Here is a 17,879-nt window from a genome sequence, read left to right on the forward strand (position 1 = left end):
CCCCGCATGCGGGGGGAAGTCCCCACGCAGTGGGGGATGGGGGGTTACTCTGCTTATATAGCTCTGCCCGAAACTTCCCCCCATCGACCGTCGCTCCGCGTCGGCCACTTCCCCCCGCAGGCGGGAAGAAGAGTTAATATTATGACCGTCAATACCCTCATGGACACGCCGGACGTCTTGCGTAAAATCGCGGACTATAAAGCGGGTGAAGTCGCCGACCTCCGCGATGAAATTTCGCTTGAGGATTTACGCCTGACCGCCCGCGACCAACCCGGACCGCGCGGCTTTTTTGACGCCCTGCGCAACTCCTCTGCCCCCGCCATCATCGCCGAAGTCAAAAAGGCCAGCCCGTCCAAAGGCCTTATCCGCGAAAATTTTGACGCTGTCGCGATTGCAAAGGCGTATGAAAACGGCGGCGCGGCGTCTCTGTCTGTGCTGACCGACGGGCCCGGCTTTCAGGGCAGCAATAAGATATTTTCGCAAGTGCGCGCGGCGACCAACCTCCCTCTCCTGCGCAAGGATTTCATGCTTGACCCGATCCAGATCGCCGAGAGCCGCGCCATGGGCGCGGATTGCGTCCTCATCATTCTGGCCATGATTGACGATAAAACCGCCCGGGATTTGATGGCCGAGGCGGCGCATCTCGGCATGGACGCGCTGGTTGAGACCCATGACGAGAGAGAAATGGAACGCGCCGTGGAACTGGGCGCGACGCTGATTGGGGTGAATAACCGGGATTTGCGCACATTCGAGACATCGCTCGACACATTTGGAAAACTCGCCAAATTGGCCCCGAAAGAAGCCCTACTCGTAGCCGAGAGCGGTATCTTCACGCCTGAAGATGTAAAGACTCTGGCGGACCAAGGCGCGCAAGCCTATTTGGTAGGTGAAAGTTTGATGCGTCAGGAGGATGTGGCGGGGGCGTTAAAATCGTTGCGCGGAGCTTCTAAGTAAATATAAGTCCTATAGTGACTACGGACACCAAAATGATAATTGTCGCTGCCCCGCTGATAGTATTTATCCTCGCATACCCATTTGAATAAACCCATTCGATTAAAGGCTTGTGTTTCATTTCCGTTCACCCTTTTACTTGTTAGCTTTCTACCACAAGCTAAACTCAGAAAAACTGAACAGATAAAGAACATTATCATATTTTTGATTTCAGATTTATTTTACAAATTTGAATGTAGTCCGGTTCGCCCTTGACATATAGCAGAACAACACTAGAACAGATAGGGAATGTTTCTGATTTGTTCGAGGTGATTCCGAAAGGGTTGTTATGCTGACGCAAAAGCAAAAAGATCTTTTAATGTTGATAGATGCGCGGGTGAAAGCCGTAGGCGTCCCACCTTCATATGACGAGATGAAAGACTCTCTGGGTCTGGCAAGTAAGTCCGGGATCCACCGCCTGATTTCCGCCCTCGAAGAACGCGGCTTTATCCGCCGCCTGCCGAATAAGGCGCGGGCGCTGGAAGTTCTGAAACTGCCCGAAGACATGCAAGACAAGGTCGTGTCCTTTGCCGAGAAGAAGGCAGAGAAAAAAGCGGAGCACTATTCCGCCAATGACGGCGTTTCTATTCCCTTTGTCGGCAAGATTGCGGCGGGCCTGCCCATTGCCGCGATTGAAGACAGTTATAACACCATGATCGTGCCGCCGCATTTTGCCGGAAATGGCGATCATTTCGCGCTCGAAGTTGAAGGCGAGTCGATGAAGGATGCGGGCATTCTCGACGGCGATATCGTTATCGTCAAAAAGTCCAATACGGCGCGGAACAATCAAATCGTCGTGGCCCTTGTCGATCAGGACGAAGCCACGTTAAAACGCCTTTACAAATCCGGCCAACAGGTTGAATTGATTGCAGAAAACCCTGATTTCGAAACCAAGGTTTTTGGCCCTGACCGCGTTGAGGTTCAAGGTATTCTGGTTGGCCTGTTGCGCGAATATTAGTTGAGTTTTAGCGGGGTTATTCTCTTCTCCCCGTTTACGGGGGGAAGTGGCTGGAGACGTAGTCGGAAGTCGACGGGGGGATATTTTCAAATTTTGATTGCGTATCTCGACAGCCCCCCATCCCCCGCTTCGCGGGTACTTCCCCCCGCAAGCGGGGAGAAGAGTTATAGGACAGTTTCCAACTCAGCTATTTTATCCCTCACTCCCAAACCCGTCGTTTCTCCGGCGGTTTTTTTGTGCCTTCGCGTCTAATGCCCCGCTTCTCTAAATAGACATCCAAGGCCCCCTCTTGCCTGAGCACCTGTCCATCAATCAGCTTGGCCGCGCAGTTTCGTCTGACCTCCGGCCCGACATCGCGCTCTGTCAGTATGACGAGATCGGACGAGGCGCATTCGACTCTGGCTTCGGAAGGATGGGTCAGAATGGAAATTTGTTTTCTTCTGATTTGAAAGCGGCAAGCGAGGGCGTCGCAAGGCGCGTCAGTCTTTTCCATCGCTATGGCGTCCACCTCACCTCGTCCGGCCTTTTCGGAAAAGCGTTCCCGTCCGTAACTGTCGGCACGTTCACTTGTGACGATAAGCCTCTGTAAATCTTGACTTTCCCAGAAGGCGACGCGGCCATCCTTTGAAATACGAAGCGTTGGAACAGGTTCATACCTCCAGCCGAGAAAGCAGAGCAGAATGAGCCCTACGGCAATAAGGCGCCCTCGAAGCCTTCCTAAAAGAAGCAGGATAAAGGCGAAACCATAGGCGGCAATCACCCAGCCGGGCGCGGCTTTGACCTTCACCAGAGCGCCGTCCCAGCTCGCAATCCATGTGGAAATCGTGACAAGCCCTGTAATGGCCTGCCCCATCGCCCAGAGGGGCGCTTCTTCCAACCCAACCGGCATAAGGACGAGCGACAAAATACCCAGCGGCATAACGGCAAAGGTAAAGAGCGGCATGGCGAGAAGATTTCCGACCAGGCCAAACCGCGCTATCCGGCCAAAATGAAACAGAGCAAATCCGGCTGTGGCGAGTCCGGCGACAAAACTTGTGACGCTCAGCGAAAGCGTATCGTTTCGTAATTTTGTGAGCCAGCCTTTCGGCGAACCGCCCGGCGTAAAATCCCGCCAGCTCCGATAGACAACCACCAAAGCCAAAACGGCGGCAAAAGACATCTGGAACCCCACGGACAGAAGCGCTTCGGGATGCAAAAGCAGCGTAATGGCCGCGGCTACGCTGACTGAACGCACGGATATGGCGCGCCGGTTCAGTATCACGGCGAGGAAGACGATCACCGCCATGATATAGGCGCGCTGCGTCGCCACGGACGCGCCTGACAAGATAAGATACCCCGTCGCCGCGCCTATACCGAGTATCGCCGCAAATTTACGCACGTCATATCGCCGCGACAAAGGCGAGATATGAACCAAAAGGAAGGTGAATATCCAGTATGCCGTTCCGGCCAAAAGCCCCATATGCAGGCCCGAAATCGCCAAGATATGCGCCAGCCCCGCCGTGCGGAGCGCGTCTGTGTGCTCCGGCGGAATATAGCGGCGCACCCCGGTCAGGAGCGCAGCTTGCAATCCGGCGGTCTCAGACGGCGCAACAGTGTGGATATGGCTGGCCATGCGATACCGAAAGGCCGCAAGCCCCCGCCGCCAAGACGGCTCTCCCGCCTCCGGCCTGACCTCCGGCGCGGAAATGGCGAAGCCGAATCCGCCGACCTGTTCGAAAAACGCCCTCTGGCGCGGGCTATAGCCGCCCGGCACAACCGGCCCCGGCGGCGCGGACAGGACCGCGCGGAGGCTCACATAGTCCCCGGCGGAGGCGGCTTCGTTGTATTTCTGTCCGAGCCGAACGCGAACTTTTTCGGGTGCATCTATCCCGTCCGTCCAATTAAACTCTTCCACATTCATGATCCAGCGAACGCCTTTGCCGGAGGCGGCGATCTCTTCGATCCAGCCAGAGAGTTCATAGGCCCGTTCATAATCCGGAAGGCGCGGGCTCTGCGTTGCCTGAGTGTGCCACCCGGCGCGTCCAGCGCCCAGCAACATGGCCAGTAAAAAGGCGCCCCATACCCAGCCTGTGAAAGCCGTCTGTCGCGTCATCCACAACAGTGCGCCGACGAGGCCTATGGCCAGACCCAAGACCCAGCCAAACACGCTGAAAGGTAAGGTAAAATACAGCGCAATCCCTATCGCAAAGCAGATCACCAGTGTATCAAAACGAAAAGGCGGAACCTCTGCCCAGTTCAGGGTTTTTAAGGTAGACAGTCCTGTATAGCGCGCCAACGAAATTTGCGCCGTATCAGGGCTTTTCACCGCCCGCTCGGTATGAAATAGACCCCGCAACACATCCCTTTTTTAAAGGCCAGATGCCAGTATGACGACAAAAAAAATAATTACCCGTTTCGCGCCCTCCCCAACGGGGTTCCTGCATATCGGCGGAGCCAGAACTGCCCTGTTTAATTATTATTTTGCCAAACATGTGGGCGGAGAATTTCATCTCCGCATTGAAGACACCGACAAGGCCCGTTCGACTGACGAAGCAACACAAGCCATTCTAGACGGACTGGACTGGCTCGGCCTGTCCTATGACGGCGAGATTGTCTATCAGAGCCGCCGCGCCGCGGACCACGCCAAAGCCGCAAAGGCCTTGCTGGAGAGCGGACATGCCTATCGCTGCCCCTTAGCAGGTGACGAGCTCGACGCAGAACGCGAAAAATGCCGCAACGCCGGAACCAGCTTCCGCTCGCCTTACCGCGACAAGAACAGCGACGTTGGAGCCATACGCTTTCGCGTACCGGATGGAGAAACGCGTTTAAAAGATCATGTTCAGGGCGACATCACCTGGGACAATAACGAGCTGGATGATTTGGTGCTGATGCGCGCCGACGGCACGCCGACCTATATGCTCGCCGTGATTGTGGACGACCACGATATGGGCGTAACTCACGTCATCCGCGGGGATGATCATCTTATCAATGCCGCGCGTCAGCAGCAGATTTACAAGGCGCTGGGCTGGGATGTGCCGGAATGGGCGCATGTCCCGCTCATTCACGGGCCAGATGGGAAGAAACTTTCCAAGCGGCACGGCGCTCTCGGCGTCGAGGCTTACCGCGATATGGGCTACTTGCCCTCAAGCCTCCGTAATTATCTGGTTAAGCTCGGCTGGGCTCACGGCGATGACGAGCTATTCTTCGATGACGCAGATATCGCCAAGGTGTTCACCCTAGACGGTATTAACGCCTCTCCGGCGCGTCTTGATTTTGACAAGATGGATTACATCAATTCCCAGCATATCGCGCAAATGGAGGAGTCAGACCTATTTACAGAGGCTCTGCCGTTCATGAACGAAGTTGATAAAACTGAAGAAAAATTAAAGCGCTTCAGAGCCGCGATCCCGACTTTAAAACCGCGCGCTAAGACTCTGAAAGAGCTGATTGTCCAGGCAGACTACCTCTTGGCAGAGCGACCTCTCACTTTAGAGGGTAAAACCGCCAAACCTTTGGAGCGTGAAGGCGCTTTACAGCTCTTAGCGGCTTTGACTTTACGGCTCAAAGGGGTAGAAGATAGCGCGTGGGCTGCGGATAAACTTCAGCAGCTTTTAACAGATATTGCGACCGAGAACGACATTGGGTTCGGTCGGATTGGTCAACCCGTACGCGCAGCCTTGACGGGCGGAAAGCCATCTCCGGATTTATCGGTGGTCATGGCCCTGCTCGGAAAAGAGGAATGTGTGGGACGCCTCTCCGATTGTCTCACAGCGCTTTCGGACGATTGATTGAAAGTTGAGCAAATAATTAGAGTTGAGTAATTGAATAAAAAGGTAGAGAGAAAAATGGAAAATAAAATTACGAATACCGGCACAGCCACCATCACTATTGATGGCAAGTCCTATGACCTTCCCATTATGGAGGGCTCCATGGGTGCCCCGGGCATCGATGTCAGAGCCCTTCACAAAAAGACCGGCCACTTTACTTTCGACCCGGGTTATACCTCGACTTGCTCTACCGAGAGCCAAATCACCTTTATTAACGGCCAAGAAGGCCAACTCCTCTATCGCGGTTACGATATTGAGAGCCTCGCAGAGAACTCTTCTTTCCTTGAAGTTGCTTATCTTTTGATAAATGGCGACCTTCCAAATAAAGACCAGCACAAGAAATTTACGAGCACGATTACCCAGCACACCATGCTCCACGATCAGGTCGAGAGCTTTTTCCACGGTTTCCGCCGCGACGCTCACCCTATGGCGATGATGTGCGGCACGGTCGGCGCTCTGTCAGGCTTTTATCATGACGATGCGCACACCACAGTCGACGCCGCGCGTGACATGGCTATTCACCGCTTAATCGCCAAGATCCCGACCATTGCGGCCCGGTCTTATAAATACTCCATCGGCCAGCCAACGGTTTACCCCGACAACTCTCTGTCCTATGCCGAAAACTTCCTGAACATGTGTTTCTCTGTTCCAGCCGAGAAATACAAAATCAGCCCAACCATAGCTCGCGCCATGGACAAAATCTTCATCCTTCACGCTGATCACGAGCAAAATGCGTCCACCTCTACTGTCCGTCTGGCGGGCTCTTCCGGCGCCAATCCTTACGCCTGTATCGCGGCCGGTATTGCCTGTCTCTGGGGTCCGTCCCATGGCGGCGCAAACGAAGCTTGCCTGAATATGCTTCAGGAAATCGGCACTGTTGACAAAATCCCGGAATATATTGCCCGCGCTAAAGACAAATCTGACCCCTTCCGCCTTATGGGCTTTGGTCACCGGGTTTATAAGAACTTCGACCCGCGCTCCCGCGTTATGCAGAAAGTAGCTCACGAAGTCCTTGAAGAACTCGACCTGCAAAACCCAATTCTCGACGTCGCCATGGAGCTAGAAAAAATTGCACTTGAGGACGAATATTTCGTCGAGAAGAAACTCTATCCGAATGTCGATTTCTACTCCGGTATCGTTCTCTCGGCTCTCGGCTTCCCGACCTCTATGTTCACGGTTCTCTTTGCTCTGGCCCGGACAGTCGGCTGGATTTCTCAGTGGAATGAAATGCTCGAGGACCCAAGCCAGCGTATTGGCCGTCCGCGTCAGCTTTATTCCGGCGCAACCCCTCGCGACTATGTCCCTATCGACAAGCGCTAAGCCGCACTGAATTACTAACGTTTATAAGGCCGCCAGGATTACCTGAGCGGCCTTTTCGCTGGCCTTTTGTCCGCTAGCTGCGCCCATTAATCGCGTCTGGGCCAAAAGCGCTTGAGAGGCAAAGTCCCGCGCTTTGGCGCTGTCCAAATATTGCGAGACGGCCTTTGCCAAATTGGGCGGCGTGGCGTCACCTTGTATGAATTCCGGCATTAACTCGCGGTCTGAGGCGATATTTACGATCGAAATATAGTTAAGTTTGAAAACTTGTTTCGCCAGGAAATAGGTGATGGCGTTGACCCGGTAAGCCACCACGGTCGGCACGCCGAATCCGGCTAATTGCGAAGTCACCGTCCCTGAGCAGGCTAAAGCGGCCGTCGAAGCCGACATAACCGCCAGCTTTTCGGTTTCATCGACAATGTGTATCTCTTCCAGTCCCCTCAGATCGGCAAGGTACGGCTCTAACTGAGTTTTGATCGATTCGACGACAGGAACACAGACAACCAGGTCCGGGAAAATCTGTTTGAGGGATAATACCGTCTTTTTGAAATCCTCGGCGAGTGTTGCAATTTCCGAAGGCCGGCTGCCGAACCAAACAGATAAGAGCGGCCGGTCGCCAAGACCATATTGCGCCTTAATGTCCGCCCCCTGATGCTTAGAAAAATCCGTATCAAAAACCGGATTACCTACATAGATTGTCTCGAGACCGTGCCGCTCGAAATACGGCGCGTCCATAGGCTGAATACTCAGCAACAAATCTACAGACTGAGCGAGTGTCTTTGAGCGTCCAGACCGCATGGCCCAGACCTGCGGCGCAACATATTTAATAATTTTGCCTTTAAATCCTGCTGCTTTAAGCCGCCGGGCGACACGCACCATAAAGCCCCAGCTATCAATCAGAACAACAGCGTCCGGAGACTTTCGGAGAATTATATCTACGCATTCTTTGACTTTCCGTAGTACCAAAGGATAGTTTTTAAGGGCCTCTACAAACCCCAAAATATTCAACCCTGTCATGTCCATCAATGACGGCGTCCCGGCAAGCGCCATAGACGCGCCTCCTATCCCTTCAATAGAGAGGGCTTCATCACGGGCTTTAAGGTCGCGTATCAGGGCCGCGCCCAGCTCATCGCCGGAGCGTTCTGCGGCTACGATAAAAAGCTCAGTCATTCTCTGAAGGGGGAAGTCCGAGCACGAATATTCCGTGCTTGTTTGCGGCTTCCACAACAGATTCTTCGTCCAGAACAAAGGCGCGTCCAGCTTCGGCGACAATGCCCGCTAACCCGGCGGCGGCGGCGTTTTCAACTGTCGCTAGGCCGATCACAGGAAGGTCTACACGTTGATCTTGTCGGGGTTTCACCATTTTCGCCAAAACTCCAACACGTTCACCAGCTGTACCTCGTAAATCCTGCGGCAGAGACGCCACGCGGCGCAGCATAGCGTCTGTGCCTTCCTGAGCTTCAACAGCCAGTGTTACGCCCCTCGCAACAACAGCTCCTTGTCCGATATCCAAGCTTCCTATGACCTGAGCAATATGGCAGGCTGTCAGAGCGTCTTCGCGATGCGCCCGAGGAAGATTGACAGCGCCAAGAGCGCCCTCCTGTAACAACAAATCAACACACACCTCTTGGGGAGACATAATCTCAAAGCCCTCTTTCTCAAAAAGCCCCAAGATGTGCCGGAGGAGCGCATCATCGCCATTTGTCGCGGCTTTCATCGCGCCTGGCATGAGGAATAAAGCTCGTAAATCAGGCTTCATATTCTTGAAATTCGGACGGTCAACATAGCCGACAAAGCAGACATGCGTACACGCGGACTTTTTGAGCGTTTTGACAATTTTTCCGAATCGCGCCAATCTAATCACGGCGGCGTTCGGAAAGTCATCTGGATGGCCAAATCCATCCAGAACTATCACCTGTCCCAGCTCTTCGCCGGCGGCATAGGCAACATGTTTTGGAAGGTCACCGCCCCCTGCAATCAGGCCGAGTTTCATTTTACCAACCCGTGTGCGGCATACAGATTCGCCGTTTGTCCTGGTCCCGGACGAAGCTTACAATATCCAAGACGAGCTCGTGGTCGGGATAGGCCTCTTGCGCATATTCCAATCGTTCCGCAAATGTGCCCTCCTCTGCAAATAACAGACGGTAGGCAGATCGAAGATCACGGATTTTTTCTCTGGAGAATCCGCGACGTTTCAGACCGATTACGTTCAATCCGGCCAAATGCGCTGAGTTGCCAATAACTGAGCCGTAAGGAATCACGTCAAGGGTCACGAGTGCGCCTCCGCCAACGAAAGCATGATCTCCGATGCGGGTATTCTGGTGGATAGCTGACATGCCGCCTAGAATGACATGGTTCCCAATATTGACGTTGCCGCCAATTTGAACGCCGTTAGAGACGACGCAATTATTTCCCATTTGACCTTCATGGGCCAAATGGGTCCCGACCATAAAATAGCACTCATTTCCTATTCGGGTGACGGGGTTTCCGGCGTCCGTGCCGGGATGCACGTTTGAATTTTCCCGAAACGTACATCGGTCTCCGATTTCAATAGAAACGGCTCCGCCCTTATGTTTAAAATCCTGCGGAGGATGGCCCATGGAAACATAGGGATAGAGTACGCAGTCTTTACCGAGCGTGGTCGTGCCTGTCAGGCTCACATGGCTAATAAGCCTTGTGTTGTCACCTAGAGTGACATTGTCCTCGACGATACAGAATGGCCCAATAGAAACATTATTCCCAAGTTGAGCTTTGGGGCTAACAATTGCGGTTGGGTGAATTTGAGACGTCATGACTAATCCTTATCAGTCATTTTGGTCAAAGACCATTTGAGTCGCAGAAAACTGCAATTGTGCGGCCAAAGCCTCTCCGACATAGGCTTCTCCCGAGAATTTGTAGAATCCCCGGCGGTGACGGTCTATTCGGGCTTTAATTGAAAGGGTTTCGCCGGGGTAAACCGGGCGTCTAAATTTCGCCTGTTCCACACCCGAAAATGCGATAAAGCTCCCCTCTTGCAAGCCCGAACTCAATGAAACAATTAAGGCACCTGCCTGCGCGACAGTTTCAATAATCATAACGCCGGGTAGAATCGGTAAATCTGGAAAGTGACCTTTGAAGAAAGGGGCTTGGCCGTCGATATCCGATTCGGCTCTTATGGAGGTTTCATCCGCTTCTAGAACTCTGTCGATGAAAAGCATCGGGTCTCGGTGGGGCAAATAGTTTTTGACGGCGTCCCGATCCAAGGGAAAATTCATTTTGTCCAGGTCGCTCATGAATCATCCTTTTTGGAAGCATTCTTTTTAGGGCGTTGAGCTAGTTTCCGGGTCGCGTTTACTACCCTCATATGTTCTCTGATGGGCATAGCCGGAATTCCGCTCCACGCTTCCCCGGCTGGAATATCATGCATGACCCCGGCTCTGGCCGCAATCATCACGTTATCGCCAATGTTCAAATGATCGGCCAACCCCACATTTCCGCCCATCTGAACATTTTTGCCAATTATGCAGGAACCGGAAACGCCGACATGACCTGCCAGCATGGAACCGTCACCGATTTCCACATTATGCGCAATTTGGACGAGGTTATCGACTTTCACATCGTCGCCAAGGACAGTATCGCCGAGCTGTCCCCGGTCTATACAAGTCTGGGAACCGACGCTCACCCTGTCGCCCAAGAGAACGCGGCCGAAATGTGGAATATTGATTAGACCCAGCTCGTCTTTCGCAACGCCAAACCCGGACCCGCCAATGACCGCCCCGGCTTTGATACGACAGTTCTTACCGATCTCGCAGAAAGATAAAGTGACGTGAGGATCGACTTCGGTGTTTTCTCCGACGCTCACGCCGTGACCTATTACAGAAAAAGGTCCAATTTTAACGCCTTTGGCCAGATGAACCCCCGGGCCAATAATCGCCGTGGGGTGCACTTCCGCCTCAGATGAAATGTTCTGGTCTTTATTTTGAGTCTCTACTGAAACAAGTTTTTCACACATGCGGGCGAAATGGGCTCGGGGAGACGCGCTGAGAATTGGGATAATCTTACGCTCGCCAATGGCCGGGGCCAAACGGTGTGTCACGAGGCAGGCTGTCGCTTTTGACCCTTCCAGGTCAGATTTTCGGCGTTTATCGTGCAGAAATGACAAAGCCCCGGCCTCAGCATTTGCCAGAGCGGACGGGGCTTTAATTTCTTCATCATAAAAATGAGGCTCAAGCTCTACGTCCAATCCTTCAATGAGATCGGCGAGGCTTAGAGGGCCTGTAAGTGTGTAAAAACGTGGGTCAAACATAGGAATTGATAGCGCAGTTTGACCCCGTTTCACAAATTTATAATCGGAAACCGATTACTGGGTCGGTTGGTTGGGCAAACGCTCTCTGACAACAGGTGTCGTGGTCATTTGCTGATCAAGTTTCGTCAGCACCGTCTGCGTGATGTCCGCCGTCGGGCTAAAGTAAAGAGCCGAATTGATATCAACAACGACGTCTGCATTACGTTGCGCGCCGACAGTATTCACGATTTCTGAGAATTTCTTCATCACAGGAATAATCGCTTTCTGGCGAGTAATCTGCATTTCTTTGTTTATCTTTTGGTACTCTGCTTGAAAGGCCTGTTGATCCTTTTGAAGTTGCGTGTACTGGGCTTTGAAAGCTGGGTCGTTAATAAGGTCAGCCTGCTTTTTGCCGTCATACTGAGTGCCCAACGTCTTCGCTTTGTTTTCAAGGCTGGACTGCTTGCCTTTGACTTCGGTTGAAGCGGTCGATTCGATGGATTTTATCTGAGAAGCGACATATTTGCCGACTTTAGATTCGCTGATCACTTTTTGAGAATCAACGACCAAAACGGTTTGAGCAAAGGCAGATGTGCTCATGGAAGCCAGAGCAAATAAACCAAGTGCAGAAGCGCGAGTGATTTTTTTAAACATGATTAGAACCTTGTACGGGTTGTGAACTGAAATGACTTACGATCATCGTAGTCAAACTGTCGAAGTGGTTTGGTAAAGTCGAAACGGATCGGACCGAATGGACTTTCCCAGAAAATAGACGCACCGAGCATGGCACGAATAGAGAGGTCATCGATACTACGCTGGCACGTAACAAACGTTGCATCGTTCCCATCATCCGTAACGGCGCCACAGGCATCTCCTACTTCAACGCCGGGCGTGTTACTGGCAGAGACAAAATCAGATTTGAAACTGTCATCCAATAGACCCACGGTTCCGGCTTCTAAGAATAGACTACCCAACAAATTGGGCACGCCAACCGGAAAACTCACCTCGGCTGAAGCCAAACCAAAGGCGTTCCCGCCTAGGGCATTAAGGCGCTGAGTAACTTGTCCTGTTTCGCCGTCAACTTGCACCAAACGAGGACCGATACCGGCGTTATCATAGCCGCGGAAGTCAAAGTTACCTTTGAAGTAACGGTCGTTAATGGTGACGTCATCGCCGCCCCAGCCGCGGATATAACCGCCAGCCAGTGTCGCACTTGCGATAACATTTTTGTAAAGACCTTTATAAGCATTCGCCCGAACATCTGTACGGAGATATTTTACATCGCCGCCAACACCCGCCACGTCTTGGCTGAAGTTTACATCAAACCCGCCAGTGGGAGTAATCGGGTCATTTCGGCGGTCCCAGGAGAATGTGTATCCGACAATCGAGGAAATACGTCCCCCTGACTGCTCACACAGGGAAAGCAATTGCAAGTCCTGAGGCCGAGCGCCGCCTGCTTGTGAGGTCGCGTTCAGAGCCGCACACTGATTTTGCTGTGGGAATTCAATATCTTCCTGACGCAGTGAATAACGAGTCGATAGGGATGTATTTTCCGTCAGCGGAAAGGCGAGAGAGAGCTGTCCACCTGTTCTGGATTGACGGAAGCCCGCCTCCTCTAGGAAGTCGATAGTAACGTCAAATAACTGCACACCGGCCGCAAGGTTTCGTCCCAAAAAGCGCGGTTCAGTAAATCGAAGGTCGATCTCACGGCGGTTAGATGAAGCCCGTATGACGAAACGTAGCAATTGTCCCCGACCGCGAAGGTTACGCTGCGTAATAGACATGTCCACGAGGAAGGCATCTGCTGAGGAGAAACCGGCCGAGAAGCTGAGTTCCCCTGTCGGCTGTTCTTTAACTTTTACCTCAACAACGGCGCGATCAGGCGAGCTACCTTGCGTCTCAGTAATTTCAACTTCCTCAAAGAAACGCAAAGCACGGACGCGGTTGCGGGACCGATCAAGCAAAATTCTGTTAAAGGCGTCGCCTTCGACCAATTCCATTTCACGGCGAATAACATAGTCCAATGTCGTCGTGTTACCGACAATATCAATACGCTCGATATAGACGCGGGGGCCTTCGACAACATTGAAAACGAGATCAACGGTCTTGGTATCGCGATTGCGGCGAATATCAGGCTGAATATCAACAAACGCGTATCCGGTCGTGCCGGCGGCGAAGTTCAGCGTATCAATCGCAGTTTCAACTTGGCTGGCATTATAAATCTCGCCGGTTTGGATACGAATCAAACGCTCCAAAAACTCCGGGTCCAATTCATCCAGTTGCGTTTCAACGGAAATGTCACCCCACCGATATTCCTCGCCCTCGTCCATCGTAAAGGTGATGTAGAAATCTTCCTGATCAGGGGTCAGCTCGGCAACGGCAGACACGACACGGAAGTCGGCAAAGCCACGGTTTGTGTAATATGTCCGCAATTGCTCGCGGTCATACTCCAGACGACCCGGGTCATAATTGTCGTTTGAGCTGAAGAATTTATACCAACGGGATTCGGCGGTCACAATTTGTTTGCGAAGCTCACGGTCGGCATACTCTGCGTTCCCGATAAAGTTGATCCGCTTTACGCCTGTGACAGGGCCTTCCGCAATTTCAAAAATCAAATCGACACGGTTCTGGGGTTGTTGAACAACTTTTGGAGAGACGGTCGCGGCGAAACGGCCAGATTGACGATAAAGCTCAATAATGCGTTGCACGTCTTCTTGAATATCTGAACGGGTGAAAATCGAACGAGGCTCGGCCTCAATCTCATCTGTGATTTTGTCCGTTTTTAAAGACTTGTTCCCCTCGAAAATAACGCGGTTGATAATTGGGTTTTCAATCACCTGAATCAGAACATTCCCGTCGCGCGGGTCGATCGCTACATCCGCAAAAAGCCCCGTCGCATAAAGGGTTTTAAGAGACGTATCGATTCTTGACTCGCTATAAGGATCGCCCGGCGCAAACAAAAGATAAGAGGCGACGGTATTGGCTTCGACCCGCTGATTTCCAGAAACCTGAATGGATTTGATAACGGTTGGCGCTTGAACGGCTTCCGGCGCAGGATTTCCGGCCTGAGGCGTCTGCGTTTGAGGAATTGGCGTCTGAGCTTCCTGCGCATAGGCCGAAAAGCCGATGAGCAGCACAAAAGCAACTAGAACAGCCTGAAGCCCCCTAAAGAGAGGAACAGGGTTTAAATCTGTTTGGCGATGTCTCGCAAGTGAAAGCATGAACACGTCCATTTAGGAAAAGAAACTACTGACGTAGCCGATATCGTTGATCGTAAGGATGACGAAGAGTGTAAGCAAAACTGCAAAGCCTATCCGGAACCCGTACTCCTGTTTTTTTTGACTAAGCGGACGACCCGCTACGGCTTCATAAGCGTAGTAAACCAAATGTCCACCGTCGAGCACGGGAATAGGCATTAAATTTGCTACACCCAGTCCGATTGAAATTGCTGCCGCCAGCTGCACCATACGGAGAAGGAGGTCCTCCATACGTTGCCCAAAAGGCTTATCCGCCTTTGCGGCGTCGACAGCGGATTTCCCTGTAATTGTTGCAATTTTAACGACGCTGCCCAATTGCCGGCCGTCTTCTTTGCCTTGAAACATACGGCCCACATAAGTACCTGTCATGGCAAGAGTTTCGCCGACTTTAGAGACGCCAAACCCTACGGATTGAAGCGGTCCGTATTCAAGGTGAATAAGTTCGGCTTCAGTGCTATTTATATAAACACCAATTTTGCCCGAAGAGGACTTTCCTCCAACAAAATCACGCTCTTCCACGCGTTTTGGCGCAAGATTAAGCTGGATAACCTCGCCGTCTCGCTGAATTTCAGTCTCAATGTCCGTATCGCTTCGCAAAGTGACATAACGGGTAAGTTTCGTGAAAGTTGAAACATCTTCGCCGTCCATTGTCAGAATTTCATCGCCCGGCAGGATTCCGGCCTGTTCAGCGGCACTGCCTTCTTGGACACTTCCCACCAGAGAGGCGCGATCATAGCTGCCATAAGTAAAGCCGATACCCGCAAAAATAATGGCGGCGAGCAGGAAATTGGCCAAGGGTCCGGCTAAGACGACCAGAGCCCTTTGCCAGACAGGGCGGAAATGGAAGATATTCTCGATGCCCGGGCCGCCTTCACGTTCCGCTTTTGCCTTCATAGCGGCCAAAGCTTCGGCGTCGGGATTACTGGCGCCAGAGGCATCTCCGGCAAATTTGACATATCCGCCCAATGGAATCCGGGCAATCATCCACTCTGTTCCGCTTTTGGCTTTCCATTTGGCAATTGGCCGTCCGAACCCAATTGAGAACCGGTCAACAGCAATCCCGAAAAAGCGGCCTACACTGTAATGACCTAACTCGTGAAAAAAGACGAGAAAGGACAGAACAAGAATAAAACTGCTCAAGAAAATGGCGATATCAATCAAGCCTGAAAGCATGTCGGCCCATTTGTCCCCTTCAAGTTTTGTCGAATGTGAGGTTAATCACGCTCAACTCTTACACTGGCGCAGGGTTTGCCTGTTTTTTCGGGCTATAACAAGTTTACAATCTGCTCATGTGCAGTGCGGCGGGCCTGTGCATCCGAGGCGAGTATTTCATCGATTGAAGCGGCCGGACGAGAAAAATCAGAATCGCGGCTTAAGTGGCTTAATGTGCGTTCAACCATTTGAGAAATATCCAGAAACCCGATTTTTTCAGATAGGAAGGCTTCCACGGCAACTTCATTCGCCGCATTGAGCGTATTGGGCGCTTTGCCGCCTGCTTCCAGCGCTTCTCTCGCAAGTCTCAGAGCTGGAAAGGTCTCTAAATCAGGCTCGAAAAAAGTAAGTTCGCTGATTTTAGCAAAATCAAGCCGCTCAACCGGGGCGGCAATCCGGGCGGGCCAGCCCATGGCGTAGGCAATGGGGGTTCGCATATCGGGTGAGCCCATTTGGGCCAAAACAGACCCGTCAATATATTCGACCATTGAATGGATAATGGATTGCGGATGGACGATCACGTCAATTTCCGCAGACGGACGGTCAAAAAGGTAGCTCGCCTCTATCAACTCAAGCCCTTTATTCATCAAACTCGCCGAATCAATACTGATTTTCGCGCCCATATTCCAAATAGGGTGAGCTAAAGCGTCCTGACACGTAACCGTTTTTAGCGCGTCGCGGCTGAGCGTTCGGAACGGGCCGCCGCTAGCCGTCAAAATCAGGCGTCTTACCCCTTTTGTTTCCTCTTCCAGAACCTGAAATATAGCATTATGTTCGCTGTCTACTGGCAGAAGCGTTGCCCCGTGCCTTTTCACTTCGGACATAAAGTGGTCGCCCGCGCAAACAAGGCATTCCTTGTTCGCCAGCCCGACATGACGCCCTTGCCTGACAGCAGCGAGCGTAGGCTCTAGCCCCGCAGCTCCCATAATGGCCGCCATCGTGAAATCCGCCTCCAAAGCGGCGGCGTCTACCAAGGCCTCACACCCCAACCCGATTTCGATATTCGTGCCTGACAAAGCCGACTTTAATATGTGTCCCTGACTTTCGTCTGCCAGAGCTACAAATTCGGCGTCAAATTTGATGGCTTGCTCCGCCAATTTCTGGGCTGAACGGCATGCCGTCAAAGCAACAATTTTATAGGTTCCCGGCTCTGCGCGGGCCACAATATCAAGTGTGTTTTCGCCAATAGATCCTGTGGACCCCAGAACCGTCAATCGCTTCGTCATGGATCTAAATCGGCCAGAGAGCAGGGAAAACGAGAATGAGAAGCCCGGATCCGACACTCGCCGCCATCAAGCTGTCTAGCCGGTCTAGCAATCCCCCATGCCCAGGTAAAAGCTCGCCCGTGTCTTTCACCTGCAAGCGGCGTTTCAGACCGCTTTCAAAAAGGTCTCCGCCGACAGAGAGAAGCACGACAGGAACAGCCATAAGCAAACCTAAGAGAAGCCCCTCTTGTATGATTAAGGTAACTAACGCGCCCACAAGAATAGCAAGAACAAGTCCGCTAAAAAATCCTGACCAGGTTTTGTTGGGAGAAAGTTTTGGCGAAAGCTTCGGCCCCTTAAAATAGCTCCCGCCGAAATAAGCCCCCACATCTGCGGCGACCACGACAGCAATAATGAAAAAAAGCGTTTTGAAACCGCTCGTATCAAATCCAACCGCATTTCCGCGAAGGCCAATAATCGTCAGACAAGGTATGAGGATATATAATAGCCCCATCCCGGCCCATTTCCATCCACCGCTGCGCCGCATACGCTCCGCCGCGCAGAGCCAAGCCGTCACCACAGTGGCAATAGCTGCATATATCCAGAGGCCCTGAACCGCATAAATACAGCCCACAAGAATTCCAAGAATAGGCAGGATATAAGACAGCCGAGTGGCTGTCAGATCCGACATGCGAACCCATTCATAACTTACACGGATAGTAAAAAGCGCCGCCAGAGCCGCCCAGAGCCAGCCGCCAAAATAAAACGGCGCCATACAAACAAGTGCAAGCGCCACAGCTGACGTGACCCGAATTCCCAGATTTTTCCAAGTCTTTTTCGACTCTGGCAGAATGGACGGGCTCATGACAA

At 52.3% G+C, this 17,879-nt stretch carries 15 protein-coding genes; 4 read left to right on the forward strand and 11 right to left on the reverse strand.

Going from position 1 to position 17,879, the window contains the following annotated elements; translation table 11 throughout:
• The first annotated feature begins 141 nt into the window (after positions 1–141).
• Positions 142–954 carry an indole-3-glycerol phosphate synthase TrpC gene (trpC, locus tag ACNA05_RS00070; protein WP_415809310.1) on the forward strand — a complete coding sequence of 271 codons (813 nt, stop codon included), beginning with the start codon at positions 142–144 and terminating at the stop codon, positions 952–954.
• A gap of 325 nt (positions 955–1,279) precedes the next feature.
• Complete coding sequence (gene lexA, locus ACNA05_RS00075; RefSeq protein WP_415809312.1) at positions 1,280–1,948, forward strand: transcriptional repressor LexA; 669 nt, start codon at positions 1,280–1,282, stop codon at positions 1,946–1,948.
• Between the two features lie 199 nt (positions 1,949–2,147).
• Here the strand turns inward: lexA and ACNA05_RS00080 are convergent, their stop codons facing one another.
• On the reverse strand, positions 2,148–4,286 hold the full coding sequence (locus ACNA05_RS00080) for a ComEC/Rec2 family competence protein (RefSeq protein ID WP_415809314.1): 2,139 nt from the start codon (positions 4,284–4,286) through the stop codon (positions 2,148–2,150).
• Between the two features lie 28 nt (positions 4,287–4,314).
• Between ACNA05_RS00080 and gltX the strand changes: the two genes are divergently transcribed.
• Complete coding sequence (gene gltX, locus ACNA05_RS00085) at positions 4,315–5,715, forward strand: glutamate--tRNA ligase (RefSeq protein ID WP_415809316.1); 1,401 nt, start codon at positions 4,315–4,317, stop codon at positions 5,713–5,715.
• Positions 5,716–5,772: 57 nt separating this feature from the next.
• Complete coding sequence (locus ACNA05_RS00090) at positions 5,773–7,074, forward strand: citrate synthase (protein ID WP_415809317.1); 1,302 nt, start codon at positions 5,773–5,775, stop codon at positions 7,072–7,074.
• A 21-nt stretch (positions 7,075–7,095) separates the two neighbouring features.
• Here ACNA05_RS00090 and lpxB read toward each other — a convergent pair whose 3' ends face one another.
• The 10 genes from lpxB to ACNA05_RS00140 all read right to left on the reverse strand — a co-directional run bounded on the left by lpxB (position 7,096) and on the right by ACNA05_RS00140 (position 17,874).
• Positions 7,096–8,241, reverse strand: coding sequence for a lipid-A-disaccharide synthase (gene lpxB / locus ACNA05_RS00095; RefSeq protein ID WP_415809319.1), 1,146 nt, complete (start codon positions 8,239–8,241; stop codon positions 7,096–7,098).
• The gene (locus tag ACNA05_RS00100; protein ID WP_415809321.1) at positions 8,234–9,064 is read right to left on the reverse strand and encodes an LpxI family protein; all 831 of its coding nucleotides are present in this window, start codon (positions 9,062–9,064) and stop codon (positions 8,234–8,236) included. The genes lpxB and ACNA05_RS00100 overlap by 8 nt, the downstream gene beginning before the upstream one ends.
• Position 9,065: 1 nt before the next feature.
• Entirely contained in the window at positions 9,066–9,863 is a 798-nt protein-coding gene (lpxA, locus tag ACNA05_RS00105) for an acyl-ACP--UDP-N-acetylglucosamine O-acyltransferase (protein ID WP_415809323.1), read from the reverse strand.
• A 12-nt stretch (positions 9,864–9,875) separates the two neighbouring features.
• Positions 9,876–10,343 (reverse strand): 3-hydroxyacyl-ACP dehydratase FabZ, encoded by a 468-nt coding sequence (fabZ, locus tag ACNA05_RS00110; RefSeq protein ID WP_415809325.1) that lies wholly within the window; start codon positions 10,341–10,343, stop codon positions 9,876–9,878.
• On the reverse strand, positions 10,340–11,356 hold the full coding sequence (lpxD, locus tag ACNA05_RS00115) for a UDP-3-O-(3-hydroxymyristoyl)glucosamine N-acyltransferase (protein ID WP_415809326.1): 1,017 nt from the start codon (positions 11,354–11,356) through the stop codon (positions 10,340–10,342). The genes fabZ and lpxD overlap by 4 nt, the downstream gene beginning before the upstream one ends.
• Positions 11,357–11,410: 54 nt before the next feature.
• A complete protein-coding gene (locus ACNA05_RS00120) occupies positions 11,411–11,989 on the reverse strand; it encodes an OmpH/Skp family outer membrane protein (protein WP_415809328.1) in 579 nt (192 codons plus the stop codon).
• Positions 11,990–11,991: 2 nt separating this feature from the next.
• Entirely contained in the window at positions 11,992–14,556 is a 2,565-nt protein-coding gene (gene bamA, locus ACNA05_RS00125) for an outer membrane protein assembly factor BamA (RefSeq protein WP_415809330.1), read from the reverse strand.
• Between the two features lie 12 nt (positions 14,557–14,568).
• Positions 14,569–15,765, reverse strand: coding sequence for a M50 family metallopeptidase (locus ACNA05_RS00130; protein ID WP_415809332.1), 1,197 nt, complete (start codon positions 15,763–15,765; stop codon positions 14,569–14,571).
• Between the two features lie 92 nt (positions 15,766–15,857).
• On the reverse strand, positions 15,858–17,030 hold the full coding sequence (dxr, locus tag ACNA05_RS00135; RefSeq protein WP_415809334.1) for a 1-deoxy-D-xylulose-5-phosphate reductoisomerase: 1,173 nt from the start codon (positions 17,028–17,030) through the stop codon (positions 15,858–15,860).
• Between the two features lie 4 nt (positions 17,031–17,034).
• A complete protein-coding gene (locus ACNA05_RS00140; RefSeq protein WP_415809336.1) occupies positions 17,035–17,874 on the reverse strand; it encodes a phosphatidate cytidylyltransferase in 840 nt (279 codons plus the stop codon).
• Between the last annotated feature and the right edge of the window lie 5 nt (positions 17,875–17,879).

The sequence above is a fragment of the Litorimonas haliclonae genome (assembly GCF_965138505.1).
Lineage (GTDB): Bacteria > Pseudomonadota > Alphaproteobacteria > Caulobacterales > Maricaulaceae > Litorimonas > Litorimonas haliclonae.

What these genes read in the sequence shown, in the direction of transcription:
- trpC (WP_415809310.1), top strand. Translation starts at nt 142, where the DNA reads ATGACCGTCAATACCCTCATGGACACGCCGGACGTCTTGCGTAAAATC.
- lexA (WP_415809312.1), top strand. Translation starts at nt 1,280, where the DNA reads ATGCTGACGCAAAAGCAAAAAGATCTTTTAATGTTGATAGATGCGCGG.
- gltX (WP_415809316.1), top strand. Translation starts at nt 4,315, where the DNA reads ATGACGACAAAAAAAATAATTACCCGTTTCGCGCCCTCCCCAACGGGG.
- ACNA05_RS00090 (WP_415809317.1), top strand. Translation starts at nt 5,773, where the DNA reads ATGGAAAATAAAATTACGAATACCGGCACAGCCACCATCACTATTGAT.
- lpxB (WP_415809319.1), bottom strand. Translation starts at nt 8,241, where the DNA reads ATGACTGAGCTTTTTATCGTAGCCGCAGAACGCTCCGGCGATGAGCTG.
- ACNA05_RS00100 (WP_415809321.1), bottom strand. Translation starts at nt 9,064, where the DNA reads ATGAAACTCGGCCTGATTGCAGGGGGCGGTGACCTTCCAAAACATGTT.
- lpxA (WP_415809323.1), bottom strand. Translation starts at nt 9,863, where the DNA reads ATGACGTCTCAAATTCACCCAACCGCAATTGTTAGCCCCAAAGCTCAA.
- fabZ (WP_415809325.1), bottom strand. Translation starts at nt 10,343, where the DNA reads ATGAGCGACCTGGACAAAATGAATTTTCCCTTGGATCGGGACGCCGTC.
- lpxD (WP_415809326.1), bottom strand. Translation starts at nt 11,356, where the DNA reads ATGTTTGACCCACGTTTTTACACACTTACAGGCCCTCTAAGCCTCGCC.
- ACNA05_RS00120 (WP_415809328.1), bottom strand. Translation starts at nt 11,989, where the DNA reads ATGTTTAAAAAAATCACTCGCGCTTCTGCACTTGGTTTATTTGCTCTG.
- bamA (WP_415809330.1), bottom strand. Translation starts at nt 14,556, where the DNA reads ATGCTTTCACTTGCGAGACATCGCCAAACAGATTTAAACCCTGTTCCT.
- ACNA05_RS00130 (WP_415809332.1), bottom strand. Translation starts at nt 15,765, where the DNA reads ATGCTTTCAGGCTTGATTGATATCGCCATTTTCTTGAGCAGTTTTATT.
- dxr (WP_415809334.1), bottom strand. Translation starts at nt 17,030, where the DNA reads ATGACGAAGCGATTGACGGTTCTGGGGTCCACAGGATCTATTGGCGAA.
- ACNA05_RS00140 (WP_415809336.1), bottom strand. Translation starts at nt 17,874, where the DNA reads ATGAGCCCGTCCATTCTGCCAGAGTCGAAAAAGACTTGGAAAAATCTG.